Source organism: Ursidibacter sp. B-7004-1, from assembly GCF_053654055.1.
Genome location: NZ_JBSIUP010000012.1, coordinates 1 through 13,413 on the forward strand (window position 1 = coordinate 1; position 13,413 = coordinate 13,413).

Sequence of the window (13,413 nt, forward strand, 5' to 3'; positions counted from 1 at the left end):
TATTATATTCGTCAAACATTCTATAAATTCATTTTTTACTTATAAATTATGCTTGCCTTTATATTCATTTTAGATAAAATGAGTTTAAATTTTTAAACATTTAATCTTAACTTTTGTAGCCTAAATTATGCCTAAACAGACAATGGATTTAATGCGAAGCTGTATTCCAATTTTTTCAGTATTAAGCGATGAAAACCGCCATAAAATTTTACAGCTTCTGCTTGAACAAGGAAAAATGAATGTAAATGATATTACTAGCCACTTACATCTCTCTCGTCCTGCTGTTTCGCATCATTTAAAAATAATGTTAGATGCTAAAGCTGTAAGTGTAGAGCAGATTGGTAAAGAGCGTTTTTATGCAATCGCAATGGCAGATGCAACAGAACAATTAAGATTACTTGTTGAGAAATTGATTGAACATTGTCCTAATAGACAAGGTAAACAATAAATTGATGCCTATGTGTTGCTCACATAGGTTTTTTAAAACTTAAATTGGTTTAAATTATTAAACTCATAAACATAAAGGAAAGCACCGTATGACATTACAATTAAGCCAACCACTGACATTACCGAACGGTAAAGTGATCAAAAATCGTTTTTTTAAAGGGGCGATGAGCGAGCAATTAGCTAATGAACACGCTCCTAGTTCAGCATTAGTTAATCTCTATGACCGTTGGGCTAAAGGTGGTGCAGGGGTATTAGTAACGGGAAATGTAATGGTTGATCGTACCGCTTTAGGTGGGCCTAAAGATGTTGTTATTGAAGATGAACGTGATCTCGCAATATTACGGCAGTGGGCAAAAGTGGGGACACAAAACAATACTATTCTGCTTATGCAAATTAACCATCCAGGTAAACAATCACCTAAAGATCTTGCAAAACAACCCGTTGCTCCTAGTGCAATTGGATTGACAGGCAGTATCGGGAAGTTTTTTAACCCACCAAGAGCTTTAACCGAAACAGAAATCGAACAGCTCATTGAGCGTTTTGCTACTACTGCACTCATTGCTGAGAAAGCAGGGTTTTCAGGCGTACAAATTCATTCTGCACACGGTTATCTTATTAGCCAGTTTTTATCACCATTACATAATCAACGTCAAGATCAATGGGGCGGTAGCTTAGAAAACCGTATGCGTTTTCTCGTTGAAGTTTATCGACAAATTCGTAAACGTACAGATAGTGAGTTTATTATTTCTGTCAAACTAAACTCGGCTGACTTTCAACGTGGCGGTTTTAGCGAAGAAGATTCTGTCAAAGTCGTAGAAAAATTAGTTGAGCTTGGGGTGGATCATATTGAAATTTCGGGTGGAAATTATGAAAGCCCTACAATGTTAGAAGGGGTTAAAGCAAGCACCCAGAAACGAGAAGCCTATTTCTTAGATTATGCAGAAAAAGTACGCAATGTTTGCCCAATTCCTTTAACAATTACAGGTGGATTTCGTTCAACGAAAGCAATGGAAGATGCTCTTGCAAGCGGACAGGTTGATTTGATTGGTTTAGCGAAACCTTTTGCTATTTTACCTGATTTACCTAATCAGATTTTTGAAAACCGTTATCAAACTCTTAACCTTAAACCTGTTCGCACAGGAGTAAAAAAACTTGATGATGTGATTGGTTCAACACTCGAAATGGCGTGGTATTTTTACCAAATGGAGCGATTAAGCCAAGGACTAGATGCAAACCCAGCATACAGTGCTTGGAAAGTATTTTTCCGCATCTTGTGGCAACAAGGAAAAAATGGTTTCCGTAAAGAAAGAGCATAGTATCTCTTTATTCTCAAAATTCATTTTAAGATTAGAGAAATCTAGACGTCTAGATTGCGATATAAGTTAGTTTTTATTAGAATATCGACCAATTTTTATTTTAGATTGGGAAATTGTGGGTAACTATGGCAAATTGGAATGGGGAATATATCAGCCCTTATGCAGAACATGGCAAGAAAAGTGAGCAAGTAAAGAAAATTACGGTGTCGATTCCTGTAAAAGTATTGGAAATTTTAACCAATGAGCGAACACGTCGCCAGATTCGAAATTTGCGTCACGCAACAAATAGCGAATTGTTGTGCGAAGCCTTTCTCCACGCCTTTACAGGACAGCCATTACCGACAGATGACGACTTGATGAAAGAACGTAGCGATGAGATCCCAGAAGAAGCAAAAGCAAAAATGCGAGAAATGGGGATCGATCCTGAAGAATGGAAATACTAAGTAATCTACCCCACATTTGTGGGGTCAGATCATTGACAAAGTCTTTGTTCATTCGGACGCACTCAGTACGTTCCTACAAGAAAAATTATAACTGATTGAAAAATAACAAATTTTATTTTGTTGTGTAGGGGCACACTGCGTGTGTCCGTTTATTGAATACAACAAATTAGGGTTTGTCATCAGTCTGACCCCACATTTGTGGGGTATTTTTTAAAGGAGAGAAAATGAAAAATATACAACAACAGATGGCACGAGAAGTGCGTTGGGCATTTTGGCTAACATTGATTTATTTGGTTGGTTGGGTTGTGTTTGCCTATTTTTCACCAGATGGTCGTGGTTGGCTTGGTTTTCCGCTTTGGTTTGAATTGGCTTGTGTTTATTTGCCGATAGCCTTTACTTTATTGACTTATTGGGTCATTAAAAAAGTCTATAAAGAGATTGAGTTAGACGAAAAACAATAAGGAATGCTGTATGAATATTGAAATTTTACTTCCGTTAATCGTTTATTTGTTATTTGTATTCGGCGTGGCGTTTTACGCATATCGTAAACGCCAAAGCGGTAGTTTCCTTTCTGAATATTACGTTGGTGGTCGATCAATGTCTGGCTTTGTGTTAGCAATGACAATTGCAGCCACTTACGTTGGGGCAAGTAGTTTTATTGGTGGTCCTGGCGCAGCTTATAAATATGGACTCGGTTGGGTATTACTGGCGATGATCCAAGTGCCAACAGTAATTCTAACTCTCGGTGCATTGGGCAAAAAATTCGCTATGGTTGCTCGCCAAACAAAAAGTGTTACCGTCAATGATATGTTGATGGCTCGTTATAAAAGCCCTGTTGTTGTTTGGTTATCAAGTTTAGCCTTATTGCTCTCATTCTTTGCAATGATGATGGTGCAATTTATTGGGGCAGGGCGTTTACTTGAAACAACTCTCGGTATTTCTTATACCACTTCTATTATGATTTTTGCTCTAACCGTTGGGGTTTATACCTTTATTGGCGGTTTTAGAGCGGTAGTTCTGACCGATACCATTCAAGGCTTAGTAATGATGATCGGTACGGCATTACTATTAGGCGGTATTATTTACGCAACAGGGGGGGTGAGCAATGCCATTGATCAGCTTGCTACCATTAACCCACAACTCATTGAACCTTATGGTATTGATGAACGTCCACTAGATTTTACCTTTATGGCATCGTTCTGGGTGCTTGTTTGCTTTGGTTTAATTGGTTTACCACAATTAGCTGTCAGAAGTATGGCATATCGTGATAGCAAAGCCTTGCATCAAGCAATGGTAATCGGCACCATCGTGCTAACTATCTTGATGTTCGGAATGCACTTAGCAGGTGCATTAGGGCCTGCGGTTACACCAGATTTAAAAGTAGTTGATCAAGTTATTCCAAGTCTAATGTTGCAAGTGTTACCACCTGTTGTTGCTGGGATCTTCTTAGCAGCTCCAATGGCTGCGATTATGTCTTCTATTGACTCAATGTTAATTCAAGCATCTTCAACCATTATTAAAGATCTTTATTTGGCGGTTCGTCCAAATAGGGTGGTAAATGAACGTAAAATTAAGTGGTTCTCGACTGCGACCACCTTATTATTAACCGTACTTGTGGTGGTTTCGGCAATCAATCCACCTGATATGTTGATTTGGTTAAACTTGCTTTCTCTTGGTGGGTTAGAGGCAACATTCCTTTGGGTAATGGTACTCGGGTTATACTGGGATAAAGCGAACGCAACAGGGGCTATCTGCTCAATGATTGCAGGACTTGGTAGCTATGTGTTAATGACCACTTTCTCTATTAAAATTTTAAATTTCCACGCCATTGTTCCGTCGTTACTTATCGGGCTAGTTGCCTTCTTAATCGGTAATACATTCGGTGGGAAAAAAGCAACGAATGCTTAATTAACCGCCATAAACAAGCGGTGCGATCTTTGCAAAATTTTGCAACAATTGCACCGCTTTTCTTTATTTGCTCTCAGCTAGAAACTACCAAATCTGAATACGTTCATTGATTGGTTTAAACATTGCATCGCCTGCTTTTGTACCAAAGGTATTATGGAAGCCATTGATATTGAGAACTGTCGCAAATGCTCGATATTCACTTGGTGCGTGCGGATCACTTTTTACTTGATGAGTGAGCGATTGTACGGTGGCTTTATTTCGCCACGAGCGAGTCCAGCTCATAAAGAAACGTTGATCGGAGCTTAAATTCTCAATCAGAGGGGCTTTGCCATTCTCTTTTTCATACAATTTCAGAGCATCGTAAGCAATGCTTAATCCACCCAAATCAGCAATGTTTTCACCCAAGGTAAAACGCCCGTTTACAAAGACATTTGGTGCAACTTCAAATTTATCAAATTGTGCCACAAGCTTATCGGCAAGGGCTTCAAATTTTTGACGATCTTCTTTTGTCCACCAATCTTGTAAATTTCCATCGCCATCAAATTTAGAACCACTATCATCGAAACCGTGTGTAATTTCGTGTCCGATAATTGCCCCGATTGCCCCGAAGTTTACCGCAGGATCAGCGTGGATATCATAAAGCGGCGCTTGTAAAATACCAGCAGGGAAGACAATTCGGTTCATCAATGGGCTGTATGATGCGTTTACCACTTGTGGCAACATTCCCCATTCATTTAAATCAACAGGTTTACCGATTTTATTGAGTGCTTCTTGGTAGTTCCATTGAGCGATTTGGCGTAAGTTATTGTAGAGTGTTCCACCTTCTACAAGGGATTTTAGTTGTAAATTGCTATAATCTTTCCACTTATTTGGGTAGCCGACTTCAGTGATAAATTTATCTAATTTCACTTTGGCTTTCGCTTTGGTTTCAGGCGACATCCACGTTAGATTATCAATGCGATGATGATAGGCTTTGACTAAATAGCCTGCCATTTCCAATAAGTCTTTTTTCGCACTGGCGGGGAAGAATTTTTCCACATAAAATTGAGCAAACTCCTGCCCAATTTGTGCATTGATTAAACGTAATGCACGTTTATCTAACGGGCGTTGCTGTTTTTGCCCTACTAATTTATGGCGATAAAATTCAAAATGTGCATCGTCTAAGGCTTTATTTAAGTAAGGTGCTGCATCTGAAATCGTACGAAAACGCAAATAATCTTTAATTACCGATAAGTTTTGTGGGTTAATTAAGCGGTCAAATTGTTTTAGAAATTCAGGTTCCCAAACAATGACTTCATCGGTATTTACACCGACAGCTTTAAGATAATTCGCCAAATTGATATGACGACTTTGAGTTGCTAACTCACTGATTTTAATAGGGTTATAACGTTTTTGAATATCTCTACGTTGCTCATTGGTAAAGAGCGTTTGGGCAATAGATTTCTCGTAATTAACAATCTCTTTCGCTTTTTGATTCGGATTTTTTACCCCTGCAAAGGCTAACATCTGACTAATATAGTCTTGATAAAGTTGTAAGGTTTTGCGGTTTTCTGGTGTGTCTTTCTGGAAGTAATCGTTGCTTAATCCTAAATCGGTATTGCTAAAATAGATCGCATTTTGGCGAGAATTTTTTAAATGAGCAAAAACAGACCAACCAAATAACACTTCATTGCCTTGCTTGGTTTCTTCAATGAAATAACGTTCTAAATCAGCAAAATTCTGGATTTGATCGATTTTGGCTAAATCTGATTGAATGGGGGATAAGCCCGATTTTTCTCTTGCAGATAAATCGGTATAACTTTCATAAAGTGCTTTAAGACGTTGAGCTTTTGGATCATTTACAAGTTTTGGAGCGGAAATCACCGCTTGTAGCAATTCCACCGAGCGTTTCTCATTGAGTTCATTGAGTTCGGCTAAAGTTCCCCACGATGTTTTATCGGCTGGAATTTGGGCGGTTGCCAACCATTTGCCATTTACATAGCGATAGAAATCTTGTTGCGGTGCAACTTGTGGATCAACACCCTCCATTAAAGTGCTTTGATAGGTTTTCGGGCTACAAGCCGTAACAGCGACAGAAAGGGCGACTAAACTGAATAAAAACGGTTTTTTCATTATTGATCTCCTTTAAACAGAAAGCGGTAAGATTATCATTATATTTTACAAAATAATTAGATAATCTCACCGCTTGATAGTTCAATGCATTATTCGACACGCTCACCGTGGATAGAAATATCTAATCCTTCTCGTTCTTCATCACGTTCCACACGCAAGCTACCGCATATTTTAGCTACAACAGAGAGAATAATAGCACTCATTATACCGCTATATACGATGGTAATCGTTGCATCTTTCAACTGAATTAAAATCTGTGTTGGAATGGTTGAATTCCCTGCGAAAATGGTATTGTTAAAAAACAACCCTGTTAAAATTGCCCCAATAATACCGCCGAAACCGTGGATACCAAAGGCATCTAAAGAGTCGTCATAGCCTAATTTATGTTTTAATTTTGCCACAGAAAAATAGCAGGCAAGTGAAGTGATTAAACCGATAAAAATTGCCCCTTGTGGATCAACAAATCCTGCTGCGGGTGTAATGCCTACCAAGCCAGCCACAGCCCCTGAGGCAAGTCCAAGAGATGAAGGACGATGTCCTGCAATTTTCTCACATAATAGCCACATCAATGCTCCACACCCAGCGGATATTTGTGTTACAGCCATTGCCATTCCCGCAGAGGCGTTTGCGGCAACTGCCGAGCCTGCATTAAAGCCAAACCAGCCGACCCAAAGCATTGCCGCCCCCATCAACGTCAAAACCATATTGTGTGGTGGCATTGCTTCTTTACCATAGCCCACACGTTTACCTACCATTATGGAGGCAACTAAGCCTGCAATACCTGCATTAATATGCACCACAGTGCCACCTGCATAATCTAGTACACCGCCTTCAGCCATAAATCCACCGCCCCAAACCCAGTGGCAAGTTGGTACATAAACGAGTAAGAACCAAATTCCTGAAAACCACATCATTGCAGAAAATTTAATACGCTCTGCAAATGCCCCCGAAATAATGGCGACAGAGATAATGGCAAAGGTCATTTGAAACAGCATAAAAACAGGTTCGGGAATTGTGCTTGCATTTGGTGCGACAGTTACCATTTGGTTGGCTAAATCTAACCCCATTCCTTGTAGAAAAAAGCGATCAAAGCCGCCAATAAAAGCATTACCTTCAGTAAATGCAAGAGAATAGCCCACTGCAACCCACAGCAAGCAGATAAGTGCGGTAATAGAAAAACTATGTATCATCGTATTTAGAACGTTCTTTTTACGAACCATACCACCGTAAAATAACGCCAGCCCAGGAATTGTCATAAACAGCACAAGAATAGTAGAAATCATTACCCAAGCAGTGTCGCCATTGTTAATTGCCGAGATAGGTTGCCACCAAGAGGTTTCTGCGTTGCTGAAGGAAGATAACCCTAATAAACTTAAGAAAATGGAAAATTTGTTCATCTTTACATCCTTATAATGCTTCGTCATCTGTTTCACCCGTCCGAATACGGATAACTTGTTCAATATGGGTAACAAAAATTTTGCCATCACCAACTTTGCCTGTTGCAATGGATTGTTGAATGGCGGTAATCACGTTTTCGGCTATATCATCGCTGACGGCAATTTCTACTTTAAGTTTGGGTAGAAAATCTACCGTATATTCTGCACCACGATAGTTTTCAATATGTCCTTTCTGGCGACCAAAGCCTTTAACTTCCGTTACTGTCATTCCTTGTATGCCAATATCAGAAACAGCTTCTCTTAAATCATCAAGACGGAAAGGGTTTAAAATGGTTGTGATTTGCTTCATTGGTACTCCTAATATAGTGAAATACAACGCACTTCATATGAGGTGCGTTGTGATATTAGGGATTTTTCTTTGATGAGACAATTTTATAAGAGTAAATTTAAATAAAAATCAAGTATTGTTGATTTTTATTTAATAAAATATATTATTTTTTGGATTTTATCTATTCAACCATTCCATATAAGCACGAGTACCTTCTGCAACCGTTTTGAAAGGTTTGTTGTAACCTGCTTGGCGTAATTGAGTTAAATCTGCTTGGGTGAAGGTTTGATAGCGTGATTTTAAATGATCTGGGAATGGAATAGTTTCAATTTGCCCTTTTTGGTGGAAATCAATAACTGCTTGAGCAACCGCTCTGAAAGATTCCGCATTACCTGTGCCTAAATTGAAGATACCAGAGATCGCATTTTGCCACGCCCAAATATTTACTTGAGCAACATCTTCCACATAGACAAAATCACGCAAGAATGTTTCTGAACCTGCAAAGAGTTTTGGATTTTCGCCTTTTAGAATTTGTGTGTTTAGGTGGAAAGCAACGCTCGCCATTGAGCCTTTATGCTGCTCTCTCGGACCATAAACATTGAAGTATTTAAAGCCACAAACAGGTGATTGTGCTTCAGGCAGTAATTTACGCACATATTCATCAAATAAGAATTTTGAGTAGCCATATACATTTAATGGCTGTTCAAACTCTCGTTTTTCGATAAAGTTATCTGAACGTCCACCATAGGTTGCCGCACTTGATGCATAGAAAAATGGAATTTGGCGATCTAAGCAATAATGTAATAACTCTTTTGAATATTCGTAGTTATTTTGCATCATATATTTACCGTCCCATTCTGTTGTGGCAGAACAAGCACCTTCGTGGAAAACGGCATCAATATCGCCAAAATCATCGCCTGCAATAATAGAGGCAATAAAATCTTCTTTATCACAATAATCTGCAATATCGAGATCGACTAAATTCACAAATTTTTCGCCATTTTTAAGGTTATCGACCACCAAAATATCGGTACGTCCGATTTGGTTTAATGCTTTAACAATATTACTGCCAATAAAGCCAGCGCCGCCTGTTACGATAATCATACTATTAGTCCTTTGTTATGTTGAAATTAGAGCTTAAATGCACCGAGTTTTTCTTCAGTACGCTTAAACGATGCGGTTTGCTTAATTCGTTGAGTATAGGCGTGAATATTAGGATATCCGTCCAAACCACGAGTAGTTAATACTTGCAGTGGAAAACTCATCATAATATCTGCACCACTTAATTGCTCACCTAAAAACCATTGTTTTTCTGCAAGGTGTTGTTCGATGTAATCTAAGTGTAGTTTGAGTTGTGGTGTAACAAAACTCTCTCGAACACCATTAGTGATTTTGCGTGCAATTGGTTTGATGAAAAATGGCATTTTACGTTCATCAATCCGTCTGAGAAGAAGCGAGATAATCAGAAACGGCATTATTGACCCTTCCGCATAGTGCAACCAATAGAGATAATTCGGATAGTTGGCTTGATCTGCGGTGATACGGAAACGATTTTCAGGATCATATTTATTGAGAAGATATTCTACAATCGCACCGCTTTCGCCCAATGCCAATTCGCCATCTTGAATTAATGGCGATTTACCAAGCGGGTGGATATTGCGTAAAGAATGCGGGGCAAGAAAAGTTTGTTTATCTCGCTCAATAATTTCTAATTTGTAGTCAAGCTCTAATAGTTCTAACAACCAAACAATGCGGTAGGCACGAGATTGCTTTAGGGCGTATAGGGTTAGCATTATTCCTCCTCATTATAATTGTTGAAATAACCAAGATTTTGTAGATGTTGTAATGTTCCATTGATCATATCACTGATTTCTTTATCTTGAATTTCAGCATACGGAACAGGTTTACCTTCTCGATTTAAAGTAAGCTCATTGTTTTCAAAGGCTTTACGAATAATGTTATTTAGATCATCTAGGCTATGATTGCCATCTAAGTATTTTATTAAATATAAGGTGAAAACATTAAACTCTATTGGCTGACCATAGATGCTGGATAATTTAGTAATGTTGGGGTTATCTTTTACAAATTTAATTAATCGTTCAAATTTATCTGATAATTTAGGATATTCACCGAAAGGCGTTGATTCTTCAGTATGGTAACTTATGTACATAGATTCTTGATGTATCAATGCCACTAAAAGTTTAATTAAGGTATTCTCATCTTCTTTGTTTTTGGTTAGAAGTGGGAAAAGTTCCTTGATTGGGTAAGGAACAGTGTTGTCATTTAGCACTTTTGCCAGTTCATCAGATAATGGAGATGATGCAAATGCTTGGTTACCATTAGGCAGAAGCCAATGGCTATTATCATCGGATTTGGTTAGGTTACCTTTGATATATAGCTCATAAAATGCGTGAACCATATCATATTTATCAATGTTATAACCATTCAAATTATGCTGGTGTGTCAAGATACTGCAACGGAAAGGACGTTGATTGATAAAGTCAGTATATTGTTCAATTTTTACAATATCTCTATGGAAATATTGGCAAAGTTGCTCGTATTTTTCTCCTGAGAAAATACTGAGAGTTTTGACGCTAGGTAAAGATGTATCTGTAATATAACCCAAGCCATAAGGGGTAATTTTTTTGATAAACTGATGGAAATAGAATGGTTGATTCACTTCTTCTAAATACTCGTGGGCAACATAATATTTATCTGCATTTAGAATATGTTGAGCAATTCTTGAAAACTCGGGCTTAGTTTGTGGGTTAAAACGTTCCAATAGATCTTCTGTTTGTGCAAATAGCTCTTTAGCTTGATCAATACGCTCATAGTGGTGAATATCGCTACTTGTACCAAACTGCATCAATTCTTTTACCATATCTTTTAAATGCCAACCGGGGTAAGCGTTATAGCTAATGAAAGCTACCCCATTAGGGGTTAGATAGGTTTGAATGAGTTGCATAATCGCATTCTGAACAAATTCAGGTACCCAGCTAAATACACCGTGACAGATAATGTAATCGAACTGCAAATTCTCAAAATTGACTTTACTAATATCTGCAGCAACAAGGTGGACATTGTTTAGTCCAATCTCTTGCATCATTTTTTGTCCAATATTGATCTGGATTTCAGATAAATCAATGCCAACAATCTGACTATTAGGGTAACGGATTGCAAAAGGAATAAGATTGCCCCCAAAAGAGCAACCAATTTCGAGTACTCGTGCATTATCTAATTCTGGTGGGTTTAACCCTTTTAACTTAGCTAGTGCGTGCAGTCGATTTGGTTGGCAATGTGGGAAAGCAACTGAGGTATAAGGGATATCATTGTAAGCCGTTTCTAAGGCTTGTGTTGTTTCTATGTTGTTCATAATTATTCTTGTAAAAAATATCAGAAATCAGACCGCTTGTTATTTCGATCTAGCAATTTGTTTCTTGAGTTTTTGCATTTTCTCGCGGAAACGTTGGCGTTTAAGTGGAGAAATATGATCGACAAATAACACACCGTTTAAGTGATCAATTTCGTGTTGAATACAAATGGCTAATAGCCCGTCTGCATTCAGGGTAAACTCTTCGCCTTGGCGGTTTAATGCCTTAACAGTGAGTTTTTCTTTACGTGGAACTAAGGCTCGACAACCAGGGATAGATAAACATCCTTCTTCAATACCTGTTTCACCACTACTTTCTAGAATTTCAGGGTTAATAAGTACGATTTGGTTAGCTTTATCGCCTTCAATATCAATAGTGATAACTCGTTTTAATACATTCACTTGTGGTGCAGCTAAGCCAATACCTTCGTGTTGGTACATTGTTTCAAACATATCATCAATAAATTGACGTAATTCGTCATCTACTTTCTCTACGGGCTGGCAAACTGTTGCCAAATTCTCATCAGGGTAAATTAGTACATCTAATACTGCCATTTTTACGATCTCCATCGAAAAATTAAAAATAATTAGTTCGGCTATTCTAGTCTTTTTCTTACTATTAGGGAAACGATAGGCAAGAAAATTACGAAATAGAATAAAAAATGATAGAGATCACGAAATTATTAGCGTTATTGCAAGTTCCACAGTTGGGATCCCAAAAAATTGGACGATTATTAAGTGAAGTCGATTTTACTGCATTCTGTAACTATGATAGAGAACAGTTACGTCAAATAGGTTGGAATGAAAAGCAGATCCAACGCTGGTTTAATCCAGATTGGCGTTGGATTGATACTGCTTTAGCTTGGGCGGAAAAACCACAACAGCATTTAATTTCATTATTTGATGTGGAATATCCTTTTCTGCTACGCCAAATTAGTACCGCACCGCCTATATTATTTGTGAAAGGGCAAACTGAAGTGCTTTCAATGCCTCAAATTGCAATAGTGGGCAGTCGGGATTATTCTCATTATGGAGAATACTGGGCTGGGTATTTTGCTGGTGAGTTAGTTAAAAATCAGATTGCAGTAACGAGTGGGCTAGCGATAGGGATTGATGGGTTCTGTCATCAGAAAGCACTGGCAGAGAATGGTATAACTATTGCGGTGCTAGGAAGCGGTTTAGATCAAGTTTACCCAAGCAGACATAAAAATTTGGCAGAAAATATTGTCGCAAAAGGTGGGGCGTTAGTATCAGAATTTTTTCCTAACCAGCCACCGCTCGCAGAGAATTTCCCAAGACGAAACCGTATTATTAGTGGTTTATCATTAGGAACACTCGTGGTCGAAGCAACACTTAATAGTGGTTCGCTAATAACCGCTCGCTATGCCTTAGAGCAAGGTAGAGAAGTCTTTGCCTTACCCAACAGCGTACAAAATCCGTATAGTCAAGGGTGTCATAAATTGATTAAAGATGGGGCATTATTGGTTGAGAGTATTGATGATATTTTAGAAGCCATTGTATATCAACGGCAGGATAGTGTAATGAATAGAGTGGCTCAACCTTCATTATTTACAACAGAACAAGCGGTCAGTTCTACTCAAAAATTTACGCATTTGCCTGCACCTGCATTACTTGCAAAAAATTTGCCTAATCTCACCGCTTGCCAACAACAGCTACTAGCTCAAATAGGGCTTGAGCCCATTAGTATTGATGATCTCGCCAAAGCGTGTGAAATAAGTATTGATAATGCGTTAATCGAATTGCTTAATTTAGAGCTACTTGATGTTATCAAACAGGTTAGTGGGGGATATGTAAGGTGTTAGATCTATATATTGGTAGAATTTATAGAGTAAAAGTAGGAAGTAATAAGCATCCTTGTATCACATCGTGATTGGCTGTTTTTGATCTAATTATTTGTGATTATACCTTAATATATAATAGAAAAATTATGTCTATGAATATCCAATTAGATTTAGTGTAATGCAATTAAGCGGTATTATGTAGCAGTTGCACAATTCCCCTCGCCCGCTTGCGGGAGAGAGTCAGTTTATTGACAAAGTGTTTTCATTCGGACGCCAAGCGTGGCGTCCCT

Annotated in this window: 13 protein-coding genes; 6 read left to right on the plus strand and 7 right to left on the minus strand. The window is 38.3% G+C overall.

The genetic code is table 11. From position 1 onward, the window contains the following. Positions 1-127: 127 nt before the first annotated feature. From ACWIW0_RS05490 to panF, 5 genes are all read left to right on the plus strand, one after another. On the plus strand, positions 128-448 hold the full coding sequence (locus ACWIW0_RS05490; protein WP_454447226.1) for an ArsR/SmtB family transcription factor: 321 nt from the start codon (positions 128-130) through the stop codon (positions 446-448). Between the two features lie 88 nt (positions 449-536). Then, positions 537-1,763 (plus strand): NADH:flavin oxidoreductase/NADH oxidase family protein, encoded by a 1,227-nt coding sequence (locus tag ACWIW0_RS05495; RefSeq protein WP_454452534.1) that lies wholly within the window; start codon positions 537-539, stop codon positions 1,761-1,763. Between the two features lie 125 nt (positions 1,764-1,888). Next, positions 1,889-2,206, plus strand: coding sequence for a met regulon transcriptional regulator MetJ (metJ, locus tag ACWIW0_RS05500; RefSeq protein ID WP_454452535.1), 318 nt, complete (start codon positions 1,889-1,891; stop codon positions 2,204-2,206). Between the two features lie 224 nt (positions 2,207-2,430). Beyond that, positions 2,431-2,667, plus strand: a complete 237-nt coding sequence (locus ACWIW0_RS05505; protein ID WP_205420559.1) for a YhdT family protein — start codon at positions 2,431-2,433, stop codon at positions 2,665-2,667. A gap of 10 nt (positions 2,668-2,677) precedes the next feature. Then, positions 2,678-4,114, plus strand: coding sequence for a sodium/pantothenate symporter (gene panF, locus ACWIW0_RS05510; RefSeq protein WP_454452536.1), 1,437 nt, complete (start codon positions 2,678-2,680; stop codon positions 4,112-4,114). 84 nt (positions 4,115-4,198) lie between these two features. Here panF and ACWIW0_RS05515 read toward each other — a convergent pair whose 3' ends face one another. The 7 genes from ACWIW0_RS05515 to def all read right to left on the minus strand — a co-directional run bounded on the left by ACWIW0_RS05515 (position 4,199) and on the right by def (position 11,876). Beyond that, on the minus strand, positions 4,199-6,226 hold the full coding sequence (locus ACWIW0_RS05515; RefSeq protein ID WP_454452537.1) for a M13 family metallopeptidase: 2,028 nt from the start codon (positions 6,224-6,226) through the stop codon (positions 4,199-4,201). Between the two features lie 89 nt (positions 6,227-6,315). Then, positions 6,316-7,623: an ammonium transporter gene (locus ACWIW0_RS05520; RefSeq protein ID WP_454452538.1), complete on the minus strand. Its 1,308-nt coding sequence runs from the start codon at positions 7,621-7,623 to the stop codon at positions 6,316-6,318. A gap of 10 nt (positions 7,624-7,633) precedes the next feature. Beyond that, a complete protein-coding gene (locus tag ACWIW0_RS05525) occupies positions 7,634-7,972 on the minus strand; it encodes a P-II family nitrogen regulator (protein ID WP_454447221.1) in 339 nt (112 codons plus the stop codon). A gap of 156 nt (positions 7,973-8,128) precedes the next feature. Further along, positions 8,129-9,055, minus strand: coding sequence for an ADP-glyceromanno-heptose 6-epimerase (rfaD, locus tag ACWIW0_RS05530; protein ID WP_454452539.1), 927 nt, complete (start codon positions 9,053-9,055; stop codon positions 8,129-8,131). A gap of 26 nt (positions 9,056-9,081) precedes the next feature. Then, positions 9,082-9,744: a glutathione S-transferase gene (locus ACWIW0_RS05535; RefSeq protein ID WP_454452540.1), complete on the minus strand. Its 663-nt coding sequence runs from the start codon at positions 9,742-9,744 to the stop codon at positions 9,082-9,084. Then, on the minus strand, positions 9,744-11,324 hold the full coding sequence (locus ACWIW0_RS05540; protein ID WP_454452541.1) for a methyltransferase regulatory domain-containing protein: 1,581 nt from the start codon (positions 11,322-11,324) through the stop codon (positions 9,744-9,746). The genes ACWIW0_RS05535 and ACWIW0_RS05540 overlap by 1 nt, the downstream gene beginning before the upstream one ends. A gap of 39 nt (positions 11,325-11,363) precedes the next feature. Then, the gene (gene def / locus ACWIW0_RS05545) at positions 11,364-11,876 is read right to left on the minus strand and encodes a peptide deformylase (RefSeq protein WP_454452542.1); all 513 of its coding nucleotides are present in this window, start codon (positions 11,874-11,876) and stop codon (positions 11,364-11,366) included. Positions 11,877-11,986: 110 nt separating this feature from the next. On the opposite strand from def, the gene dprA reads away from it, so the two are divergent. Further along, on the plus strand, positions 11,987-13,144 hold the full coding sequence (gene dprA / locus ACWIW0_RS05550) for a DNA-processing protein DprA (RefSeq protein WP_454452580.1): 1,158 nt from the start codon (positions 11,987-11,989) through the stop codon (positions 13,142-13,144). The last annotated feature ends 269 nt before the right edge of the window (positions 13,145-13,413 follow it).